This window comes from Paenibacillus sp. 79R4 (genome assembly GCF_013393165.1).
In the GTDB taxonomy this organism is placed as follows: domain Bacteria; phylum Bacillota; class Bacilli; order Paenibacillales; family Paenibacillaceae; genus Fontibacillus.
The window spans coordinates 105364-127664 of record NZ_QJOT01000006.1 but is presented as its reverse complement, the minus strand read 5'-3'; the positions used below and the strand labels follow the sequence as shown (position 1 = coordinate 127664).

The window sequence follows — 22301 nt, the reverse complement described above, 5'->3', positions numbered from 1 at the left end:
AAGCAACCTTCCGAACCAGTCAGAAGGTTGCCATGAATCACATCATTATAAGTTTTATTTAAAGTCCTTTTCGAACTCATCAATTGAATCCTTCAGCAAGGTAACAGAATAAGCCATGCTTGGTCCGCCGCCAAATGCCACGGCAACCATAGCCGCTTCAATAATCTGTTCACGGGTTGCTCCTGCTTCGAGCGCTTTATAGACGTGGAACACGATGCAATACTCGCAGCGGTTATAAGCGGCGATCCCTACGCTGATCAGTTCCTTGGTCTTCGTATCAATGGCCCCATCGGCATAGTTGGTTCCCAGCAAGTTCATAAACGCATTAACGCTCTCCCCATTCGTTCCGGACAATTCCTGCAATCCACCTGTAAAATCATTCAGCATTTGTCTAACGTCTTTCTTCATTTCTGTCAGCTCCTTATTTTTTGTGAAATAATTCACTTGTGATCTAATAATACTTTACACTGCATTAATTGCATTGTAAAGTATTTTGTCAAAAATAAGATTTTCTTTTTTGAAACAATTTTCCATGGTTTTCTTACAAAAATGCAATATAATAAGAAAATATTTATATTAATACTGGGGGAGCTTCTATGACTACACCGAAAAAAGGCCCAGAGATGTCAGGAAAGAACGATCGTTTTTCCTCGTCAGGGTTTATCTTGGCTGCTATTGGCAGTTCCGTCGGGCTCGGAAACATGTGGAAATTTCCGTACATTACCGGCGAAAATGGAGGGGCGGCCTTCTTCCTGCTCTTTATCGTCTGTCTGATCGTGATCGGTCTGCCGGTTCTGCTGGCCGAGCTGGCCATTGGCCGTGCGGGCAGGGGCAGCGCTGCTACTTCGTTTGTGAAGGCCGGCGGTTCGAAAGTATTCGGAAAACTCGGGATTCTGCAAGTTATAGCACCTTTTCTGATCCTGACCTTTTATATTATCGTTGCCGGATGGACGCTGAACTACGCTGTTCAATCCTTTAGCGGTCACTTGTTCAGCAGCTCTGATTACGAAGGACAATTCGCTTCCTTTATTGGCGGGTATATGCCGATTGTGTGGCAAGCGATAGCCATTCTGATTACTGCATTTGTAGTCATCAAAGGGATTTCGGGGGGAATTGAGAAATTTAATAAAGTACTCATTCCCGGGATGATCATTTTGCTCATCGGTCTGATGATCCGCTCCGTAACTCTTCCGGGCGCGGGAGAAGGAGTAGCCTTCTTCCTGCACCCTGATTTCTCCAAGCTGAGCCCTGAATCCGCATTGGTTGCTCTGGGACATGCCTTCTTCTCACTATCGCTTGGCATGGGGATTCTGCTAACTTATGGCGCTTATGTGGACAAGCGTCAATCGCTTGGAACGGCTACGCTCGCTATCGGAGCTGGCGATTTGATCTATGCCTTTGTTGCCGGGCTGATTATTTTCCCGACGACTGCCTCCTTTGGCATTGCTCCCGATTCCGGTCCAAGTCTTGTGTTCATGGCGCTTCCGGCCGCTTTTTCAGCAATGCCGTTCGGATCGCTTTTCGGAGGTTTGTTCTTCATCTTATTAGCCATTGCTGCCCTTACCTCGGCTGTATCGCTGCTGGAAGTACCGGTCTCCTTTACGATGGACCGCTGGGGCTGGAGCCGTACGAAGTCCGTAATCATTATCAGCGCTCTAGTTATGCTTATTGGACTTCCATCCGCACTGTCCTTCGGGATGGTGCCTGCCCTGTCCGATCTGGGCGGCAAGAACTTCTTTGACTGGCTTGACTTCATCACCTCGAATATAATGCTGCCTATCGGCGGGCTCATTACGACTTTGTTCGCAGGCTACTTCTGGAAGGGCGCTGCGGAAGCAGCGGGCCTGAAATCGAAATGGTTCAAGATATGGCTGTTTATGCTTCGGTATATCGCGCCGGTTCTTGTTCTTCTGGTTCTTCTGCATACAACAGGTATCATTAAAATCGATTAGCACCAAAAAAGGCAATCTCGCGGCCGCTATAAACAGCGCCGTAGCGAGATTGCCTTTTTAATGATATTTCATTGTTCTTTGGTTACATTCGCAACCATTTTTTCCAGCACGTTCTTGAAAATCTCCAGGTCCCCCACAGGAATCCCATCCGTTGCATCTTCATGGAAGCTTTGTCCTAATGGCAGCAGCTCCGCTCTTAGTTGCGTTCCCTTGGAAGTCAGGTTGACTCTAATAATTCTGCGGTCCGCCGTATCTCTATCCCTCACGCATAAGTCGTCTCTCTCCATCCGTTCCAATAACCTGGCTATAGAGGATTCATTGGCGTTCATCTTTTGGGCCAGCTCTTTCTGAGAGATATTTTTCTCCTCACCGATGAAGAACAGAGCAATCCATTTTACTCGCGTAATATTGTTATCCCGCAAGCGTTCATTAAAAGCATCAACTATTTTCTTGGAAGCAGTATTCGTAATAAATCCGATACAATCCGTTAGATTAAACACAATAAACTCCCTTTCCTGGACATTCAGATAGATAGTATTATAAACCAAACCTATGCTTCAATTATCATATCATCCATCTAAAAAGCCCAGTTGCCGTTTCGGAAAATCGCTTCTGTCCGACCATCCTGGGTAATACCATCAATGGATAACTCGGCAGCTCCGATCATAAAGTCGACGTGAATCAAGCTTTTATTTACCCCATGCTTCGCCAGTTCCTGTTCATTCATGTCCGTTCCGCCCTCAATAGTAACCGGGTACGCTTGACCCAACGCAAGGTGACAGGATGCATTTTCATCAAATAATGTATTATAAAAAATGACGTTCGAGTTGGAAATCGGCGAATCATGAGGAACCAGCGCGACCTCACCAAGATATCTTGCGCCTTCATCGGTATCAAGCAGCTTCTGCAGTGCTTCAGCCCCTTGCTCCGCACTGAAATCAACGACCTTCCCCTCCTTGAATGTCAGAGAAAATCCATCGATAATTACTCCGTTATTGTTCAACGGCTTCGTACTGCGCACCGTTCCGTTTACGCCGTTCTTGCTGGGCAGCGTATAGACTTCCTCTGTCGGAATGTTAGGATTGAACCAGATGCCACGGGAATTTTCCTTTGCCCCACCTAGCCAGACATGGCCTTCAGGAAGCTCAATCGTCAGCGATGTGCCGGGAGCTTCATATTGAAGCTGCTTGTAACGCTTATCATTCAAGAAGCTGACCATTTCAGCTAGCTTGGCATTATGTTTGCCCCATGCCTCTACCGGTTGGTCCTGGTCCATGCGAGTCGCATCGATGATGCGTTCCCATAGCTTTTGCTGTGCGGATTCTGGACTTTCGTCCGGAAAAACCTTGCTTGCCCATTCCACAGTAGCATAAGAGATCAGCGTCCATGCGTTGTGATGGGCCATCAAATAACTGCGGTACTTGTTAAGCGCAGTGGCAGCCGTCTTGGCCGCGGTGGCGATCCGTGCTGGTTCAACCCCGTTCAGTAAATCCGGGTCCGGGGAGTAAATCTGGATAAAAGCCGCTCCCTTTTCCGCGTATTCCTCCATCGCTTTCGCACGCCATTTCGGATATTCGGAGAATACTGCTTCCGGTGCATGATGATATTTTATTTTGGACAGCTGATCGTCATTGTACTCAACATAGACATTGTGAGCGCCCGCTTTATACGCATGGAGCGTAATCAAGCGAACCAAGTCGGCCGCTGTAACAGGTGCCATGACCACGACCGTTTGGCCGGGCTGAACATTAACCCCTACCTTAACGGCCAGCTCCGCATAATTATCCAATTGCTGTTTCGTTGGATACATTTTCATTCCCCCATATTGGTCAAAGTTATTATTCTATTATATCCTTGCCTGGGCATATCGCGAAATAAATTTACTATGAAAAGAAATGATGGCCCCTTGCTTCCACAGGTTTTGCGAACCTTCCGAGATACATGTTACTGTTGAGAGAGATCTCACACGAGGATTCATCGAAACGCTGCGGGCCAAGCTTCCCTGACCTCTAACGAAACTCCGGAACACTATTTTGGTGAATACCATGTGGGTAACATCAACTTCATTCTAACGAAACTCCATATCGTTATTTGCTCCAAAACCATGGCAAATAAATTCTAACGAAACACCATATCGCTATTCGGGTGAAAATAGGGCTTTGGGCCGCAATTTTACTCAAATAACGATCCCCAGTTTCGTTACAATTTTCGGAGGTCCTTTTTTGCCGGAATAGCGATACCACGTTTCGTTAGATAGTTAGTGGCTAGAAATCGGAGGTTAGAGCAGAGGTTAGTAGCAACAGATCAGAGGTACGGTGGCCAATGACGGCCAGAGTTAAATGATCAGAGGTTAGTTGGAAACAGTTCGGACGGTCAGAGGTCATAGCCACAGGTCAGGGGGTCAGAGATTGGCCAGTTGGTCAAAGGTCAGATTGCTGCAAGCTAGTTGGCAAAAGGTCAGGGGTCCGGTGGTCTGAGACCGGATAACCAGAGATCGATCAGAGGTCGGTAGTCATGGGTTAGTTAGCCACAAGTCAGACGGTCAGAGCCACGGTGGTCTGAGATTGGGTATCCAAAGGTTGGTGGATCAGAAGTTAGTTAGCCACAAGTTAGTTGACCAGAGCTCAGTTGTTCAGAAATCAGAGGTCATCCGAACTTTGATCTTCTCCCCAATCCATGGGACAACGTTGCCGATGGGGGCTGACTGACTCTAACGAAACTCCATATCGTTATTTACTCCAAAACCATGGTAAATAAATTCTAACGAAACACCATATCGCTATTCGGGTGAAAATAGGGCTTTGGGCCGCATTTTTACTCAAATAACGATCCCCAGTTTCGTTACAATTTTCGGAGGTCCTTTTTTGCCGGAATAGCGATACCACGTTTCGTTAGATAGTTAGTGGCTAGAAATCGGAGGTTAGAGCAGAGGTTAGTAGCAACAGATCAGAGGTACGGTGGCCAATGACAGCCAGAGTTAAATGATCAGAGGTTAGTTGGAAACAGTTCTGACGGTCAGAGGTCATAGCCACAGGTCAGGGGGTCAGAGATTGATCAAAAGGTCAAAGGTCAGATTGCTGCAATCCAGCAAAAGGTCAGATGTCCAGAGGTACGGTGCGGCACGCGATAGATCTGCTCCGTAACAAACCTAATTCCATTGTGGTATATGATGCTGGAGCAGCTGCCGAGGAAATGTTCAATCGCCCCGATGCTTCTATTCACTACAGGCATTCCGGCGAAATCCCCCCGGACAAATTAAGGGAAGTCTTCCTCCGCCCGGACAATCTCGCCATGCTAGCTGCCGATATCAAGCAATTACAGCAAGAATGGCAGTGGATTAGCAAACAGACGGGTACGCTGCGGATCTGGCAGGATAACACCGTACTGGAGGTGCCTGCCGATTATTATGATTCATACTTGCTGGACACTCTGGATAAGCTCAAACCTGCAACCGGCCATAGCGATTTTCTCAAATCAGCCCGGCTGATCGGGGAAGCCATCGGGTATTGTGAGCAGTGTATTGGAGATGCTTATTTTGAATATCGGTTGAGAGAACTTATATATAACGGTATTCTCAAAATTAAAGGAGTTCTCGCGGGGATGCGGTTTTATAGCATCAGGCGCAAGTCCCGATAGGATAGATAACCCCTGCCGGACATCTTATCTGACAGGGGGTAACAAAATTATTTTACTTTTGAACCTATATCATTCATAAATTCCTTAAGGCCTTCGGCGATTTCTATTGAGCGAGTATGGTGCAAATAATGGTCTCCTTCAAGGGGGATCACTTTTCCATATCGGGACTCTTTGGCTTGCTCCTCATGCAGGGATATCCAGTCTTCTCTGGCCATATCATGGGCTTGTACAAATAAGAGCAGAGGAATACTTTCCGGGAATCTCAAATTTGAGGCTGCCACGAAATTAGGATAGATATGTTCCATTTCATTCATGCTGCTGGAATTATACAAGTTTTTGAGCATAATCAGGTTCATTTGTTTTTTGGTCTCATCATCAAAGGGAAGCTGGGCATAAGGGTCGCCCGATACTTTCAACAGCAATCTGGCTAAACCTGAGTTTTTAAGAAATTTAAGCTTATTGATTGGAAATTTAACATCCATACCGCTCTGCGTTGGCACACTGCTGTCGATTCCGGCAAAAGCAATGACTTCATCCGGATATTTGTTTACATAGTCCAGCCCGTAAATTCCGGCGATAGAATGGCCCATCAGAATATACCGGTCAATACCCAGACTTTGCAAGGCCTCGTGAACTTCGCTTACAATATTCGCTGTGCTGCGGTCTTTTTTGGTATCATCACTTAATCCATATCCAAAGGGCTCGACCACGACGACTTTATAGGATGGAGACAGCTCTTCGAATAGCGACTTAAAATCAAGCGCCGGTGCTGCTGTTCCATAACCAGGCAGGAGAACAATGGTCTCCTCTCCTTCCCCTTGAATCAATACATTCATATTTTTCCCATCTATTGATACTTGCTGACCGTAATGCTCGATTCTTTTTTGCTCCGAACGACTGCTGATCTTATCCACTGCAAAAATAACAGCCATAAACAGCACAACTGCAAGGATGATGGCTCCTGCGATTTTTAGCAAAATGCTTCGTACTTTTTGGGCCCTCGTTCTGTTCTTTATATTCATGTCCTCGGTTTGTGGCACGATCATCTTCTCCTATCTATCTCTGTTTATTCAGCCTCCCTGGCTATAAAATGAAGTGTACCTTACGAATATGTACTCCTCATGACGACAATATGAACTGAATATGAACAGATATAAATAAAAAAATGCTACGCTAACATAGCAAGCAATACTTGCTATGTTAGCTGTAGCATAGAAAATTACTCTGACGGAATATTCATGGGCAAAGCGACCGTAATCGTTGTCCCCCGGCCAAGCTCGCTTTCTACTAGGAGGTCACCTTGATGAAGAGATACAATTTGCTTCACAATGGCCAGCCCCATGCCGCTGCCGCCATACTTGCGGCTGTGGGAACGATCCGCCTTAAAGAATCGCTCGAAGATACGCTTCTGATCCTCGGCAGAGATGCCTATTCCCCTATCGGTGATTTGCACGGCTACATTTTTGGCCTCCTGCCGGAGGCTGACGGCAATCACACCGCCATCCTCCGAGAATTTGATGCTATTGCCAATGATATTGGTCCATACCTGATTTAGAAGATCATAGTCTGCTGTTACAGTCACTGCTTTTAGATGAAGCTCAAAAGAGATATTGCGTGCCGACCACTGCGGCTGGATCGCCACAATCACACGTCTTATCTGTTCGTCAAGACTATATGAAACCGGATTCAGCTGCTGTGACTGCGATTCAAGCAAACTCAGCTTCAGCAAGCCATCGCTCAGCTTGGACATCCGCTCCGCTTCAGCAATGATAATGTCAAGATATCGGCTTCGCTCACTATCAGAGATAGATACATGCTTAAGTGCCTTAGCGTAACCAGATATCGAAGTGAGCGGCGACTGAACCTCATGCGATACGTTTGATACGAAATCCCTGCGCATCTGTTCCAGCTGCTGCAGATCATGCATCATCTCTTCAAAACTGCGAGCCAGAGTGCCGATCTCTCCCTGCTGCTTAATGTTCAGCTCGACATTGAAATCCCCGGCTGCGATTTGTCTGGTAGCTCTTGTCAGCTTTTTAATCGGTCTTACCAGAAATATAGAGGCAACCAAAATCAGCAGACTGCCTGCCATTAACGTATAGGTCACAAACGAAGATAACCACTTTATGTTAAAGGAAGCAGCAGGGGGCGTCAGCTGTTCCACAAACATCGCTTTCGTGCCCATTTCCGTGTTCAACGGCAATCCCAGAAGATGCGGGGAAGCCGCACTAGCATCCACTCGAACGGTTTCCCCACCCAATACTTTTTTTACTTGCTCCATCGTCACAGTGGCCGGGGACTGTCCGTTTAGCGCTCCGTAGGACTGGAATTGCCCCGTTTCATCGTAGATGCGAACATGGTAAATATTGAGCTGCTTCATCCCGCTCACATACAAGTTCGCCTCATCAACGGATAGAATCTCGTAAATCCGGACGATATCCTGGCTGAAATTAGATAAGGTGGCATGCATCGTTTCATTCAATTTCTCTCTATATTCCCAAAATGTAATAACAAAACCAATGACCGTCCCCAATAGAATAGCGGCCAAAAACGTGGCTACAACCCGAGTATATAACGATTTGATCATTCGCAAACCTCAAGCTTGTAGCCTAGCCCGCGCACGGTTTCAATCCGAAAATCGGATATAGTCGCGAACCGTTCGCGCAATCGCTTAATATGCACATCTACCGTCCGTTCATCCCCCACATAATCAAGTCCCCAAATTTGATCAATCAGCTGCTCTCGCGTGTAAACCTGACCAGGTGTTCCAGCCAGCTTATACAGCAATTCGAACTCCTTGAGCGGCAGGGTGAACGCCTCCGCCCCTCTCGTTACCTTATATGTCAATCGATCGAGGATAACACTGGCGAATTGAATCGTCTGCGTGGAGCCAATTCGGTATCGCTTTAATAAAGCCTTTACGCGAACCGTCAGCTCCAGCGGATCAAACGGCTTCGTCAAATAATCGTCCGTCCCCAGTTCGAATCCCTTCACCTTCTCCCAGGTTTCGCCTCTCGCTGTAAGCATAAGCAGGGGCAGATCGGGATTAGCTCGGCGGAGCTCCTTGCATAAGGTCCAGCCATCCATGATTGGCATCATAATATCAAGCACAACAAGATCCACCTGCGTCGAGCCGTAGATGTTCAGCGCTTCTTGGCCATCTGCGGCCTCGACTGTTGTAAATCCGTCGGTGCGTAGAAATAAACTAACAAGCTCGCGAATATTTGCATCATCATCAGCAACCAGTATAGTAGGCATCCATTACCCTCTCTCTCTGTTCATCCTACATCCTAGTATTTATTATACTATAAAAGATTTATACTGGCCCTGCCGGACTGACTCCCTCCCTTGGATCATTGACGCAGCTGCTCTCCCAGAAACCTTACGATCCCGTCCTCGGCATCCTGGGAGTATTCCCAGACCATCGCGCCGCCCAGATTATGCTGCTGGATATACTTCACCTTTTCAAGCAGTGACTGCGGGTCTTCATAGGTGATGAACATATCTCCATTATAGAGATAAGCGGCTTTCGCTTGAGCATCATAGTAGCGCTTGTAACCATTTTTGTTCATATAGGATTTCTGAATCACCTTATAAGTGAGATCCAACCGCTCGATATCAACCGCTTGTCCGGGAGCAAATGCACCGTCATGCTTGCTACCCTTCACCTTCTGCCAGGCATAAGAGTAGGCGGGAATACCCAGCAACAGCTTCTTGCTGTCAATATCGTGATCAAGATACATCTTTATGATCTGATCCACACTCATCTGTGACTTATTCCCGCGGTCCATATATAGATTGGCATTATAGCCGGTCTGCTTCGACCATTGGCCCGTCAAGTCATAGCTCATCACATTGATATAATCGACATATTCAGCTACCTTCTGGACCTCAACGCTCTGAAAATACCAATCCTGCGTACCCGCAGCGAAGGTTAACAGATATCCCTTGCTGTTGAATGGCAGGCGGTACATTTTCTCCCTCAGCTCCCTGATCAGGCTGGTGAAATTTTGCGTATCCTCTGGCCGAGATTTCTGAGTATTCCAGGCATGAAATGCCGGGTACTCCCAATCGATATCCACGCCGTCCAGATCCAGCTCTCGGATCATCTCAAGAATGCTCTCCGTAAATAAATAACGGTTGCCGTCCAGTGCAGCATCGGAGAAGCCATCCACCCCATATCCACCTATCGCCAGCACGAATCGGGTTGCAGCGTTGCTCTGTTTCATTTTCTGAATATTACGTTTTATCTGCTCGTTTGTCGCCTCATCTTCATGAAAATAGAGCTTTGTTCCGGCAATCTTCGCAAAGGCAATATAAGCGATATCCACATTTTTCTCGGATAAACGGACGTTGTCTGCATCCCTCCAGGCTTCCACGTACACTGCCGTCACTTTATGATCCTCAGCGCTTGAGATTTGATAGAAATAAAGGCCCATGCCCGCCAGCAATATTATCACGAACACTTTCGTATATAAACTGATCTTCATGGAGTCACCCTCTTCCGCCAAATAGAATATAGGTTGTGACCTTATTTAAATTCAGAATCTTGACGGTGACATAACTGATTATAAGGATGAGGAAAATATTCGCCAGGAGTCCCAGAATGGCCTCCAGCAACGAAGCCTCAAGCGGTGTCTTGCCCGATACCATCATCTCGATTAACAGATGAATCAAATATACGCTGAAGCTGGCTTTGGAGATGGAGCCAAGCAGTTTTTGTACTTTATGATTCAGTTTCGCGTTCAGCGCCTCCTCTTTAGCCTGGAAATAAACGAACATGCCGACAGCCATACAAAAAGTAGTAATGGAATAGTTGCCGTAGAACATTTCGTCAAGCACGCCTCTCTGTACAGACACAAAATAAGTCGCAACGGGGGCAATAAAAAACGAAAGGACGCCCAGATTGAACATTCTATTCTTCATTCTCACAGGCAGATCGAAATGATATAGATAGTAGCCTAATATAAAATACCCGAGATACCCCGTAAAGAACGGTATGTTTAAGAGCGGTATGCTGATCCCTGTCCCTGTCAGCCGTTCCACGATATCGTTCAGCAAGCGGCCCCCGATGCTTACAGCAAACCATAAGCACAAGTAATATCTCAGGTCCTTCTCGCCGCAAGCTTTGATCCATTTGCTGAGCAACGGAACTGTCAAATAAATGGCGATAATCGCGTAAATAAACCAAAGATGCACATAATTACGATCGGTCAGCAGACGGTAGCTAAAATCGAGCAGAAATTCGAAGCCATTCATCTCGCTTTTCAAAATCACATATTGGTTGTACAACCCGTAGATCAACGACCAACTGACCAGTGAAATTAATAAGGGTACGATCCGCTTCTTAAAAAAAGCCTGATAGGATTGAACCTCTGTCCGCAGGATCATCGCTCCGCTAATCATAAAAAAGACAGGAACGGCAAACCGTGATATGGAATTGAAAAAATTGCTGATCCACCAGGAAGCCGTATGAAAATCATTCGAGGCAGTAAGTATCTCCGCCGTGTAATGCAGGGCAATCACAGCAATAATCGATAAAATTCTCAAGCAATCTACGTATAGGATTCGTTTGCTTTCCATAACTGTATTCATGGGAGTCCTCCTTCTATCCTGAATGCGATCCGGATACGATATTTTGACTAATGGCTGCGACGCCTTTTCTCTCCACAAACCCCCAGCCTTCATCATTATCAAAATATTTGAACGTCCCGGCGATATTGATATATAGCAGTACATTGCGATAGGTGAGCAGATCCAGTTGACTAAAAAGGAACATCCTAATATAGTCCTGAATCGTATAGCTGCTGCCGTATTTTCTGCAGAGGCCTAATGAAACTACGATCTGTAGCCCATTGATCACCAGGGTGATTAGAAAGAAGATCAACGCGTGGATCAGATTGCCGTCGGCAAAAAATATCATCTGCACGATATAGACAAGCATCATAAATGCTGAAAAGGTACCCAGCATAAAGCCGTCAATAGCAAAGAACAGGTTTACCCCTACGCCAAAACGGCTCGACAGCCGCGACCAATAGATGAGAACACAATCGATGAACGCCTTCTGCCAGCGGATGCGCTGTTTGTAGAAGTTGGTCAAATTCTCCGGACACTCCGTGTAGCAGACCGCCTCCGGCGCATACACCAGCTTCTTCTTCAAGCGATTGGCCTTCAAATACTCGTGAATTTTCAAGGTAATATCGATATCTTCGCCAACCGTGCTGCGAAATCCGTTCACCTGTACCAGAACATCCTTGTAAAATGCGCCGAACGCGCCGGATATGACGACAATGGAATTAAAAAAGGACTGCGTTAATTTACGTACATAGAAGCCATGTGTATAATTGATAATCTGACTTTTGATCAGCCCTGAGCCCCTGAACTTCTCGACAATAGCTCCGTCCCGCTTCTCCGCGCCTTGTACAATTTTCACGGTGCCGCCGAGGGCGATAATATCGCTGTTATGGAAATATTGATTGACGTATTTCAAAGCATTGGTTTCCAGCATGCTGTCGGCATCCAACGTAATGACAATCTCGGATGCAGCATAATCGATCCCTGCATTCAGGGAATCGGCCTTGCCGCCGTTTTGCTTGTCGATGACGAGGATATGAGGGTAATGGACTGAGCGGTATACGCCTTTAATAGGCTTGTAGGCTAACTGATGCGCGGGAGTCCGGCAGTCAAGTTCGAGCTGCAGCAGTTCGTCCAGCCTGGAAAGGGTCTTATCCTTGGACCCATCGTTAATGATAATAATCTCATAGTTGCTATATTTCAGGTCGGCCATCGCATCCAGACAATTTTTGATCGTCAGTTCCTCGTTATAGGCCGGGACGAGCACCGCTATCGATTTCTCCGCCAGCTCGGGATCGAGCCTTTTTACCTTACTGCAGACAAGGGGGATGACCGTATACAGAGCTTGAAATATAAGAAATACCGCTGCTATTACATACAATAAAAATGACAAGTTGGGTTCTCCTCTCTTTCTCTTTCTAGTTCTCTCATGCTAAGACTAGCCCAATCCTCCTCCCATAGTAAAACCGCTTAATATCGCAAGAAAACGAATACATCGACGATTTTCATATCTATACAGCATTTTGGATTATATTTCCTATATAAGTTAAATATTATCTTTTTATGTATTATTAGGGATAAATTTGTCTTATTAAGGGGTAAATATCTATCCCTTCTATCTTTATTTAGTGGAACGATTATGTTTCTTTTTATGGCCTCGATCTCCCTGCCGAGTATCTATTTCTTCTTTGCAGGCCGACAAAAGCATCACAGAAGATTCAGCGAGAACGCCAAAAACCCCCGTCAGGCTAACGTCTGACGAAGGATTATTGTATTTCTAAATTGGTAATCTATCTCCCGCCTGCAAGGAGTGCAAACCGGGGTAGCCTTTCCCAGCCAGGCGAGCAACGACCCGGTCGGTCTCCGGCTTAGGAGCATGAACCAACACGGTGTGACGGCTGGGAACCTCCTGCAGCATATAGCGAACATCTTCCAGGCCCTGATGGATTTTGTAACCCATCTGTACTGTCTCGCAGTAGGTCTCCTCCGTCCCGCCCCGGAGCAGCCGCCTAGCAAAGGTGCCGTCACTGGCATGGCCCGTAATGACGATCGCATGAGCGGATGATAAGGAGAGGCGTTCCGCATACCAGCGGGCACGGGGCGATTCCATCATGCCATCCGTCGTGAAGATGATAAGCGGCTCCTCTCTCTCCAGCAGCCGCAGCCTTTCCTCCTGAGTGTCCGGAACATACACATGAGGTGCAAGTATCGCTTCCTCTATCGTATGAAGGCTCCCCGGTTTTAGCCAAGCTTCCCATTCCGCCATCTGTCGCAGCCCTTCATAGATCGCTCGTTCCAGCAGGACCGGCTGATCCGGAAAGGTGCCGAGCGCCCATACCAGCAGCTCCTGTCCTCGTCCAAACGCAGGGACCGGCAGCAGCACATGTCCTCCACGCCCCAATACTTCAAGCGTAAACTGCCGGAGTGCATTCAGTTTCTGCTCCTGGGATTCATCATCCATTCCGTATGCATTATCCATAATGGATAAGAGGGTCTCTGACATGGACGACGCAGAAGCAGTAGGGCTCTCAGGAAGTGGTGCACGTGGCGAATCAGCGGCCAGCAGAGCAGATTCCCAGCTGAAGTCTCCTGAGAAGAACAGCAGCTGCCCTTCCATTTGAATCCGGAACCAGACCGAGCCGAGCATATGACCGCTCCTCCCCCACTGCAACTGCAGCCCGTCATTTAGCTGCAACCATTGTCCTGCCGGGACCTCATCCTCCAAGATACGGAATTTGAGCGCCGCGATATGTGCGGGTTCATAGGGAAGCTCCCCATTACGGCTCGCCACATATTTACCCCAATTTGCAAAATACAGCTCCAACTGAGATACCGTTGGCCCGGTCGTCCAGATCTCTCCTTGATAACCGTGTTTATATAGAAGCGGCAGAGCCATAGAATGATCCTCATGCGCATGCGACAGAAATACGGCCGTCAGCTCAGGAATCAGATGGACATCAAGCAGGGGATATTGCCCCGTTCCCTCCTTCTTGACACCGCAATCGAGCATAATCCGATGCTGTTCTCCTGTTAGCACATAACAAGAACGGCCATGCTCCCCGGCTCCACCCCATATTTTCAGTTCCATTAGGCCGTGTTCCACTTCTTCCGGGAGCCGAGGACTTCCAGCAGCATAAGCAGGATCGTCGTGATTCCCACGGAGATCACAGCCATTGCCATGCCGAGCGATACTTGCCCCTGCTCGAACTGGGCGTAAATATACGTCGCCGAGGTCTGCACGGACGGAGGCAAGATCAGCAAAGAGCCAACAAGCTCACGCGAAGCAATGGTGAAGGTCATCATCCATCCGGCCAGCATCCCCGGAATGATGAGCGGCAGCAGCACTCTGCGGAATATATATCCTGGCTTTCCACCAAACACCTGACCGGCCTGGAATAGCGAAGGGTCAATTTGAGTGAAGGCGCTCTTGACGTACTGCACTGTATAAGGGACAAATAATACAACATAGGTGAGGATAACCATACCGTAGGTGTTATACAGCGGAATCGGCATCCACGGGGCATTCCAAAGCAAAATCAATCCTACGACCAGGACAATTCCCGGCACTGTATTAGGCAGCAGGCTGAACAGATCAATTGACTGCTGCAGACGAAATTTGGAGCGCCCGATTGCTACAGCAAACCAGGTGCCCAGCACCACGGCAATCGTAGAAGCAACCAAAGACAACCATAAGCTATTTAACAAAGCTCTCATGCTGGGTGAATTCCAGCGCAGAAGCTCCTTGTAGAAATCGATCGTAAAGTTGTTCCAGGCGAGCCCTACTCCGCGCAGCTTCATCGTAGAAGCCGCGATGATGGAGAAATACGGGATGCCCACAGATATAAGCAGAAGCAGAACCGCATAGATTCCCCCTGCCCATTGCAGCCAGCGGCCGCTGTTCATCGAGGAGTGGCGAACACCTTTTCCCCCAACCAGACCATAAGTATATTTGCGGTTCAACAAAGATTGCGCATACCAGATCAGCAAACAAGTCGTTAGCAGTACAGATGCCAAAGAGGTCGCCTTGCCGAAATCGATGGGCCAGCTGGAAATATACTTATGAATCTCCGAGGTCATCACTTGGTAGCCTATGCGTTTGCCAAACGTAACCGGCGTACCGAATTCAGCAATCGTCTTCACGAAGACAAGCATGGCTCCCATCCCAAATGCCGACAGCAGCAACGGAGCAATCACGCGGCGGAAGCGATACAGGAAGGACGCACCCATAACCGCTGCCGCTTCCTCCATATTCCCACCGATCCGCTCCAGCGCCCCGCGCAGCAGCAGGTACAAGAAGGGATACAGATGAAGACTCATAATCGCAACCATACCTCCGAAGGAGAAGAAAGACTGGCCTAATCCTGCGAGACCAGGAGCAAGCTGCTCCAGATAGCCGTTCTTCTGCATGAATAGAATCCAGCCCATCGAACCGATGTAAGGCGGTGTCATGAAGGGAACCAAGAATACGATCTCCAGCCAGCGCAGCCGTCCCAGCCTGGTGTTAACCATGACCCAGGCGAGAGGCAAAGCGAGCACGGTCGTTCCTAGAATGACGCATACACCCAGCCAGATCGAGGATAACAGCACGGCCGCCATCTCGGAATTTGCCAGCGTGCGGAATGGGGCTGACCATGTCAGCTGCCCATCCCGGTATACGCTTTGTATGAAGATTTCGGCCAAAGGCACGACGATGAGGAGACCAAGAACCAGAAGCGCAAGCACCATCGACCAGATTTTAAATTGACGCTGCAGTACCGTATTATTCATATTATTTGAACAGCTTCGTGAACTGATCGGTTACTTCCGGACCATGCTCGCCCATCCATGCCCAATCAGTCGTAAGCAGCGGAATTTCATCTAAGTTAGCGCGGTTCTCGGCCTTCACATCTGTGCGTCCTGGCAGAAGTGCTGCATCGGAGACCAGCCTCTGCGCTGAATCGGAGAGCAGATAATCAATAAATGCCTTTGCATTCTCTTCATGCTTGGTGGACTTAAGAATAGCTGCCGGACGCGGACTGATCACCGTTCCTTCTTGCGGATAGACAATATCGATCGGCTCACCCTTGGCCTTCGCTTTATAAGTCATGTAATCCACCGCGCTTACCACAACGCTCTTCGCGCCGGTAATAACCGGATCAAGCGCTTCTTGATTGGCGCCAGCCATCGCTGCGCCATTCGCTTTGTACTGCTCGAACAGAGACCATCCGCCCTCTCTCTTATCGCTAAGATAACCTGTAATGAAATCCAGCGCAGATCCGGACAGCGACGGGTCGGGAATGTTCACCTGGTTCTTGAACTCCGGCTTAGCCAGGTCGCTCCAGGAAGTCGGCGGGGTCGTTACCAGCTTCGTATTATAAGTGATGCCAAGCGCCGATGCGCTTGTGCTGAAGTAATGGCCTTCTGAATCGGACCAATCCTTATTCAGCTTATCGGCATTTTTGGCTTCCGGGTAAGCAAGCGTCAATCCTTCGTTCTTCAGACCTTGCGCTGACGGCAGCGAAGCAAGGATAACGACATCGGCTACCGGATTGGCTTTCTCTGCTTCCATACGGGCCAGGATTTTACCGGTGGTGCCTTGGAACATCTCCACCTTTACCCCCGACTGCGTCTGGAATTCCTCAATCAGCTTATTCGCTAGTCCCTCCGGGCCTGCGGTATATACCGTAAGAACCTTGTCCGCAGCTTGGGCCGGCTTATTCTCTGCGCTTGCCGGAGCTGCTGTATTCTGGCTGGCATCGCCGCTTCCGCAGCCGGCTAATGCGGCGCCAAGCGCTAAGGATAGAACGAGCGCGCTTCCTTTTTTCCAGGCGTTACGTGTTAAATTGAACATGATCATTTCCCCTTTAATCATTTTTAGTAACTTTTGATTAGCCTTCATTCAAGCGGTGAATGCATCGCTGTGGTACATGGATGGTCAGCTCTGTCCCTTCGCTCAGCCGCTCCGGATAGTAGGCCAGCCAGAGCTCGGTCGCGTCATTCGTCTTCAATCGGACCTCATAACGATCCCCAACATAACTTACCTGAGTTACGACAGTTTGATAGGACTGAACCTCCTGTTCGCTGCCTGGTTCAAAGCGGATATGCTCCGGCCTGAACATGGACTGCCCGTCAGCCAGCCAGTTTGACTTCCCAATGAACCGGGCTACAAAAGGGTGCTTGGGCAAATTGTAGATTTCCTCAGGCGAACCCTGCTGTAATACTCGCCCGCCTTGCATGACAATCACTTGATCGGACATGGACATGGCCTCCATCTGGTCATGAGTCACATAGAGAGCGGTAAGCCCCATTTCGCGGACCAAGTACATCATTTCCAGGCGCATCTCATCCCGCAGCACAGCATCAAGCGCACTCAGCGGCTCGTCAAACAGCACCAGCTTCGGCCGGGTTGCCACAGCTCTTGCGAAGGCCACCCGCTGCTGCTGACCGCCTGACAGCTGATGAGGATATCGCTGCTCCATTCCGGCGAGCTTGACCTTGTCCAGCGCCTCCATGACCCTGTCCTGAATCCCGTCCTTGCGCCCGGTCGCCCGGAGCCCAAAGGCTACATTCTCAAACACGGTCATATGGGGCCACAGAGCGAAGTCCTGGAACACCATCCCGAAGCCGCGCCGATGAGGCGGCACTTCCTTGCCGGCGCTGTACAGCACCTCTTCGCCGAAGCGGATACTGCCTGTATCCGGCTGTTCCAGCCCGGCGATCAAGCGCAGCAGTGTAGTCTTGCCGCAGCCCGATGGGCCAAGCAGCGTAGTGAACTTCCCCTGACGGATGCTTAGTTCGGTTGGATGCAGCGCGACAGTGCCGCCAAAGCTCTTGCCAAGACCGCTTATGTTCAAATCCATCTGATGATTTCCCTTCCTTGTTCGCATTTGGTACGTTTTCTTGCTATTTACGTTCCTACATAAGTTAGTCTACCTGCGGGAATCAAAGGGAGTATTAGAGTTATGTAAAATGAAAATTAATTATTTCAATGAACTGCGTTTATATTCATAGATTAAATCTATAGGGAGAGAATCTAAGACTATAAAGGCGGGAATATAGATGATGAACCTTAATTTATTGAAGCTGGAGATTATAGAACTGCTGGAGAAGCACCATAAGATCACCACCGTCGCTGACCTGCTTGGACTTAAACAGCCTACGGTCACCTTTCATATGAAAAATCTGGAGCGCGACTTCGGCGTAAAATTATTCGATACTCGCATGGGGCGAATTATACTAACGGATGCCGGCTATGCCCTGCTTCATTACGCAGCCAAAATCAATGCACTCGCCGCAGAAGCCCAACGGGTCGTCAAAGACTTTGATACCCTGCGGCAAGGAACGCTCTCAATTGGGGCCAGCTATGTACCTGCAACATATATCCTGCCGAAGCTGCTTGATGAATTCGCCAAGTCCTATCCCGGCATCCATCTCTCTCTATCCGTCAAAACGGCTCCGGCCATCACTCAAATGCTGCACTCGCATCAAATCGATATCGGCATCATTTCTACCGGCTCCTTCCATGAAAATCCGTTAAAGGCTTATGCGCTATGCAAGGACGAGCTTGTATTGGCCTGCTCCCCTGCCCACCGCTTCGCCGTCTCAGAGGAATGGACGCCGGAACTGATCGCCGCCTCTTCGTTCGTCCTGCATGGCAGGGCATCAAGTACTCGGCGAATAACGGATCAATGGCTGGAACAGCATGGGATTAGCCCCTTCTCCCGACTGGAACTCGATTCTCTGGAAGCGATCAAACAGGCGGTTATGCTCGGCGAGCACATCTCTTTCATTTCCAGAATGGCTGTTCAATCGGAGGCTGACCGCGGCTTGCTGCAGATATGGCCAATCCCCGGCCTCCCCGCCGAACGCCAGGTATATGCCATCACTAATCAGGACCGCTATATGTCTGCTACAAGCCTCCGGTTCATCGAGCTTCTTCAAGAATGGAGCCGTTCTGTCCAAGAGCCGCTCTTGGGCGACCAAGAATAAATCTTGTAATTTTTGATCGGAATCCGCCGTTCATTTCATCTGAAATTGACACTTCAGCCTTAGGGTAGATATAGAACCATAGATTTCAATATTGCAATTTAAAGGAGCTGAAATGATGAAGTTGAACAAGATCAAGTTGGGCAAAACCTTCATGATTGCCGCATTAAGCGCGGTAATGTTGGCTACAGGCTGGCAATCCCCGGCTAAGGTTGAGGCCGCAGCCAATGCCGTGCCAAGCTATGAAGTCAAATTTCTGCTAAGCAATGATGCTGTGTTGAAGCCGGATTTTACGCTAAAAAATGAGGTCAAAGATGCTTTTCAGATGAATGAGCCTGCCGCGAGAATGCTGGTAGAATATTTCGATACAACGGATCTGTCACTTAATGATTCAGGCTGGAACGTGCGTTTCCGCAAAAAAGAAGATAAAAAGAAATATGAATTGACGTATAAGAAACGCTATGCCGTGGTGAATGGAGATATCAACGCTGCTTTGACCCAGGCTAACCTTGATGGCTTCAGCGCGGCCGACACGAATTACGAAGCTGAGGTCGATTGGGGCTACAGCAAACAGACGCTGAGCTTCTCGAACGATAAAGAAGAATCGACCTCCAAAGGGCTGAATTTGCCTAATGAAGCCGAGGCGCTCAATTTGCTGGTAAGCAAAATCCCTGGCAAGCTTGATAAGACGAATGCGCCAGGCTGGGGAACGGCCCAATTGCTGCAAGCCTATGCGCATGGTCCGATTTTGGCCAGCAGATACAGCGGTACCTTTGAAGGACTGGAGACAGATATTGAAGTGTGGCCGATTATCGGCGCAAACGGCAGCGGAACGGAATATGTGGTGGAAATTTCTTTCAAGACCGACGATTACCAGACGGCAGCCTCCAAGCGTACTAACCTGATGAATCTGCTCAATAACAAAGGATGGCTCGTGCCTGCCGATTCCTTAAAGACAAATCTGGTGCTGGATCGTTATTGACGCGCCTATTCCAACGGTTACTCATCTGCCACGGCTTGCGCCATGATCTCTGGCGTCCACCCCGATTGTGCAAAAAAACAGCGGCAGTTCCAAGCTATCAAGCCTGGGACTGCCGCCGTTTTTCCTATAGATTGATCCTATATCGTAAATCGCTTGACTAATTGCTCTAATTCGCTGCTGGACTGACTTAAGTCTTCCGCGGCTTGCGAGACCGTATCGATCGCCTTCAGCTGATCCTGCGTTGAAGCGCTGACTTCCTCAGCAGCGGCTGCCGATTCCTCTGAAATCGCGGATAGACTTTCGATCGAATGTACTACATCATCCTTTAATGTCACGGTTTTCTTCATTTCATCAGACATCTGATTAATAGACAGAATGACTTGATTCATCAATTCCTGAATCGTCATAAAAGCCGTCTCTGTATCTTTAACCGCTGCATTTTGTTCTAGTGTAATCTCCTTCGTCTTGGTCATCGCTTCTGTTGCATTTTCTGCCTCTTCGACAATGCCAACGATCGTGTTGCGAATATGATCGGCATGTTCGGCTGATTTCTCAGCCAGCTTGCGAATCTCCGATGCTACCACCGAGAAGCCCTTGCCGGCTTCCCCGGCTCTCGCCGCCTCGATAGAAGCGTTCAGGGCCAGCAGATTTGTCTGTCCGGAAATGCCGTTCATCGTTGCCGCTACTTCTTTGATATCATTAATTTTCTCAACAAGGATGCTTAATACCTGCTCAATAGATTGGATCTCACGGAAGGATTCATCGGAACGCGTCTGGAGAACAACCAGTTTATCCCTGCCGTCCACGCTTGCCTCCTGCGTCTTGTTGGAATTATCCTGCATTTCATCCATCGTATCTTGAATTAACGTGAACTGCGAATCGAGGTCCATGGTCACGCGCTGCATATTTTCTATATTGGTCGCGCCTTCCATCGAACCCTTGGCCACATCGTTCATCGCATGAGCAATCTCTTCACTGGTTGCTTTTGTCTCCTCAGATACCGCACTGAGACTAACCGCCGAATCCGATAGCTTCTCCGAGGAATCAATAACCCGAGATATCACCTCGCGCATTTTTTGCGCCATTAAATTGAAGTGAGCGGTTAATTGCCCGATCTCATCTTTGGATTTAACCTCGCCTTGAACCGTCAGATCGCCTTCGGCCATTAATTGCACGCTTTTCGTTAATTGAGTGATGGGCTTCGTAAAGAATCTGGCTACAAAATAAACGATAATGCTGGCTAGGATAATAGCGATCAGCGTAATGATTAAATTCGCCTGCTGGATCTGATTGACTAGCGTCAGCAGTTCTTTTTCCTTATATATAGCACCGATCTTCCAGCCCGCCAGATCTGAGGTTGTATAATATGTAATCTTTTTCGTTCCCTCATCGGTGTACTGAATTTTACCTTTATCCTTTGTATACATTTCTGCAACATAAGGCTTGTCCATTTGATTCTTGCCGTCTGAGTTCGGCAATACCACCGGATCTCCCGCTGAATCCAGAATGAATCCGTAGCCATTGTATCCAACATTGGTCTCATTAATTTGATTCGTAATATGCTCAAGATCCAAATCAAGCGCGATGACGCCGAGAACCTGATTATTCTCTACAATCGCTTTAGAGATCGCAACTTTCATTTTGTTGGTTATCAAATCCACATAAGGCTGACTGATCTGCACATGCTCTTTATTGTCATTAGCCAGCTTGTACCACGGTCTGGACTGTGGATCATAGGTTGACTCATATATATTCCCCTCAGGATCATACATATTCTTTTTGGAGTCCGCCATATAAATCGCAGATACCTCCGGGTTATTCTTCGTATAGGATTTCATTTCATTTGTCATGGATGAAGTAAGCGTGCTTTTATTCAATAGAATATCTCTTATCTCATCCTGTTCACTGAATTGCAAAATATCCTTGGCGAAATTATCAATACGCAAATCCGTTATCTGCTTGAGCGCCACCGCTTCTTCAGTGCCAATTGAATCCAGTTCCTTTTTAAAGCTGCTGCTCATTTTATAGCCGGTCATAAATTGCGAGGCAACCATAGCTACAATAAGCAATAACGCAAAAATAAGAATAAGCTTGGTCTGTAACTTTTTAAACATGATGAATCCCCCCTATGAATGTCAGCGTTACAAAACCATTACTGATTATGTAGAAATATGTCAGCAATGACGTAATAA

Annotated in this window: 18 protein-coding genes; 4 read left to right on the top strand and 14 right to left on the bottom strand. The window is 48.0% G+C overall.

Annotation, left to right across the window (positions count from 1 at the left end; genetic code table 11):
• Positions 1-54: 54 nt before the first annotated feature.
• The gene (locus tag DMN77_RS10260) at positions 55-408 is read right to left on the bottom strand and encodes a carboxymuconolactone decarboxylase family protein (protein WP_068781337.1); all 354 of its coding nucleotides are present in this window, start codon (positions 406-408) and stop codon (positions 55-57) included.
• A gap of 188 nt (positions 409-596) precedes the next feature.
• Here DMN77_RS10260 and DMN77_RS10255 point away from each other — a divergent pair, with 188 nt between their 5' ends.
• Positions 597-1952 (top strand): sodium-dependent transporter, encoded by a 1356-nt coding sequence (locus DMN77_RS10255; RefSeq protein ID WP_068781338.1) that lies wholly within the window; start codon positions 597-599, stop codon positions 1950-1952.
• A gap of 68 nt (positions 1953-2020) precedes the next feature.
• Here the strand turns inward: DMN77_RS10255 and DMN77_RS10250 are convergent, their stop codons facing one another.
• Both DMN77_RS10250 and DMN77_RS10245 read right to left on the bottom strand, forming a co-directional pair.
• Positions 2021-2452 carry a MarR family winged helix-turn-helix transcriptional regulator gene (locus DMN77_RS10250; protein ID WP_179014786.1) on the bottom strand — a complete coding sequence of 144 codons (432 nt, stop codon included), beginning with the start codon at positions 2450-2452 and terminating at the stop codon, positions 2021-2023.
• 77 nt (positions 2453-2529) lie between these two features.
• On the bottom strand, positions 2530-3768 hold the full coding sequence (locus DMN77_RS10245; protein ID WP_372775726.1) for an aminopeptidase: 1239 nt from the start codon (positions 3766-3768) through the stop codon (positions 2530-2532).
• 1283 nt (positions 3769-5051) lie between these two features.
• Between DMN77_RS10245 and DMN77_RS10240 the strand changes: the two genes are divergently transcribed.
• Entirely contained in the window at positions 5052-5588 is a 537-nt protein-coding gene (locus DMN77_RS10240) for a DUF3658 domain-containing protein (RefSeq protein ID WP_179014783.1), read from the top strand.
• 47 nt (positions 5589-5635) lie between these two features.
• Here DMN77_RS10240 and DMN77_RS10235 read toward each other — a convergent pair whose 3' ends face one another.
• The 10 genes from DMN77_RS10235 to DMN77_RS10190 all read right to left on the bottom strand — a co-directional run bounded on the left by DMN77_RS10235 (position 5636) and on the right by DMN77_RS10190 (position 18001).
• Positions 5636-6634, bottom strand: coding sequence for an alpha/beta hydrolase (locus tag DMN77_RS10235; protein ID WP_179014782.1), 999 nt, complete (start codon positions 6632-6634; stop codon positions 5636-5638).
• 173 nt (positions 6635-6807) lie between these two features.
• Entirely contained in the window at positions 6808-8175 is a 1368-nt protein-coding gene (locus DMN77_RS10230; RefSeq protein ID WP_068781341.1) for a sensor histidine kinase, read from the bottom strand.
• Complete coding sequence (locus DMN77_RS10225; RefSeq protein WP_068781342.1) at positions 8172-8846, bottom strand: response regulator transcription factor; 675 nt, start codon at positions 8844-8846, stop codon at positions 8172-8174. Before DMN77_RS10225 ends, DMN77_RS10230 begins: the two co-directional genes overlap by 4 nt.
• 95 nt (positions 8847-8941) lie before the next feature.
• Positions 8942-10078 (bottom strand): glycoside hydrolase family 18 protein, encoded by a 1137-nt coding sequence (locus DMN77_RS10220; RefSeq protein WP_179014775.1) that lies wholly within the window; start codon positions 10076-10078, stop codon positions 8942-8944.
• A gap of 4 nt (positions 10079-10082) precedes the next feature.
• Positions 10083-11183, bottom strand: a complete 1101-nt coding sequence (locus tag DMN77_RS10215; RefSeq protein WP_179014774.1) for an acyltransferase — start codon at positions 11181-11183, stop codon at positions 10083-10085.
• A gap of 13 nt (positions 11184-11196) precedes the next feature.
• Positions 11197-12555: a glycosyltransferase family 2 protein gene (locus DMN77_RS10210; protein WP_179014773.1), complete on the bottom strand. Its 1359-nt coding sequence runs from the start codon at positions 12553-12555 to the stop codon at positions 11197-11199.
• Positions 12556-12939: 384 nt separating this feature from the next.
• Positions 12940-14250 (bottom strand): MBL fold metallo-hydrolase, encoded by a 1311-nt coding sequence (locus DMN77_RS10205; protein ID WP_179014771.1) that lies wholly within the window; start codon positions 14248-14250, stop codon positions 12940-12942.
• Positions 14250-15929, bottom strand: a complete 1680-nt coding sequence (locus tag DMN77_RS10200; RefSeq protein ID WP_179014769.1) for an ABC transporter permease — start codon at positions 15927-15929, stop codon at positions 14250-14252. The genes DMN77_RS10205 and DMN77_RS10200 overlap by 1 nt, the downstream gene beginning before the upstream one ends.
• Before the next feature lies 1 nt (position 15930).
• On the bottom strand, positions 15931-16992 hold the full coding sequence (locus tag DMN77_RS10195; RefSeq protein WP_372775722.1) for an ABC transporter substrate-binding protein: 1062 nt from the start codon (positions 16990-16992) through the stop codon (positions 15931-15933).
• A gap of 37 nt (positions 16993-17029) precedes the next feature.
• Positions 17030-18001, bottom strand: coding sequence for an ABC transporter ATP-binding protein (locus DMN77_RS10190; protein WP_068781348.1), 972 nt, complete (start codon positions 17999-18001; stop codon positions 17030-17032).
• A 202-nt stretch (positions 18002-18203) separates the two neighbouring features.
• Between DMN77_RS10190 and DMN77_RS10185 the strand changes: the two genes are divergently transcribed.
• Both DMN77_RS10185 and DMN77_RS10180 read left to right on the top strand, forming a co-directional pair.
• The gene (locus DMN77_RS10185; RefSeq protein WP_179014981.1) at positions 18204-19130 is read left to right on the top strand and encodes a LysR family transcriptional regulator; all 927 of its coding nucleotides are present in this window, start codon (positions 18204-18206) and stop codon (positions 19128-19130) included.
• Positions 19131-19245: 115 nt separating this feature from the next.
• Positions 19246-20109, top strand: coding sequence for a CYTH domain-containing protein (locus DMN77_RS10180; protein ID WP_179014980.1), 864 nt, complete (start codon positions 19246-19248; stop codon positions 20107-20109).
• A 137-nt stretch (positions 20110-20246) separates the two neighbouring features.
• Here DMN77_RS10180 and DMN77_RS10175 read toward each other — a convergent pair whose 3' ends face one another.
• Complete coding sequence (locus DMN77_RS10175; protein ID WP_179014768.1) at positions 20247-22223, bottom strand: methyl-accepting chemotaxis protein; 1977 nt, start codon at positions 22221-22223, stop codon at positions 20247-20249.
• Positions 22224-22301: the final 78 nt, after the last annotated feature.

Bases quoted from the DNA above. Each gene is read 5' to 3' on its own strand.
- DMN77_RS10245 (WP_372775726.1), bottom strand. From the start codon at position 3,768: ATGAAAATGTATCCAACGAAACAGCAATTGGATAATTATGCGGAGCTG.
- DMN77_RS10200 (WP_179014769.1), bottom strand. From the start codon at position 15,929: ATGAATAATACGGTACTGCAGCGTCAATTTAAAATCTGGTCGATGGTG.
- DMN77_RS10225 (WP_068781342.1), bottom strand. From the start codon at position 8,846: ATGCCTACTATACTGGTTGCTGATGATGATGCAAATATTCGCGAGCTT.
- DMN77_RS10205 (WP_179014771.1), bottom strand. From the start codon at position 14,250: ATGGAACTGAAAATATGGGGTGGAGCCGGGGAGCATGGCCGTTCTTGT.
- DMN77_RS10180 (WP_179014980.1), top strand. From the start codon at position 19,246: ATGAAGTTGAACAAGATCAAGTTGGGCAAAACCTTCATGATTGCCGCA.
- DMN77_RS10190 (WP_068781348.1), bottom strand. From the start codon at position 18,001: ATGGATTTGAACATAAGCGGTCTTGGCAAGAGCTTTGGCGGCACTGTC.
- DMN77_RS10230 (WP_068781341.1), bottom strand. From the start codon at position 8,175: ATGATCAAATCGTTATATACTCGGGTTGTAGCCACGTTTTTGGCCGCT.
- DMN77_RS10240 (WP_179014783.1), top strand. From the start codon at position 5,052: ATGTCCAGAGGTACGGTGCGGCACGCGATAGATCTGCTCCGTAACAAA.
- DMN77_RS10215 (WP_179014774.1), bottom strand. From the start codon at position 11,183: ATGAATACAGTTATGGAAAGCAAACGAATCCTATACGTAGATTGCTTG.
- DMN77_RS10175 (WP_179014768.1), bottom strand. From the start codon at position 22,223: ATGTTTAAAAAGTTACAGACCAAGCTTATTCTTATTTTTGCGTTATTG.
- DMN77_RS10235 (WP_179014782.1), bottom strand. From the start codon at position 6,634: ATGATCGTGCCACAAACCGAGGACATGAATATAAAGAACAGAACGAGG.
- DMN77_RS10220 (WP_179014775.1), bottom strand. From the start codon at position 10,078: ATGAAGATCAGTTTATATACGAAAGTGTTCGTGATAATATTGCTGGCG.
- DMN77_RS10195 (WP_372775722.1), bottom strand. From the start codon at position 16,992: ATGTTCAATTTAACACGTAACGCCTGGAAAAAAGGAAGCGCGCTCGTT.
- DMN77_RS10260 (WP_068781337.1), bottom strand. From the start codon at position 408: ATGAAGAAAGACGTTAGACAAATGCTGAATGATTTTACAGGTGGATTG.
- DMN77_RS10185 (WP_179014981.1), top strand. From the start codon at position 18,204: ATGAACCTTAATTTATTGAAGCTGGAGATTATAGAACTGCTGGAGAAG.
- DMN77_RS10255 (WP_068781338.1), top strand. From the start codon at position 597: ATGACTACACCGAAAAAAGGCCCAGAGATGTCAGGAAAGAACGATCGT.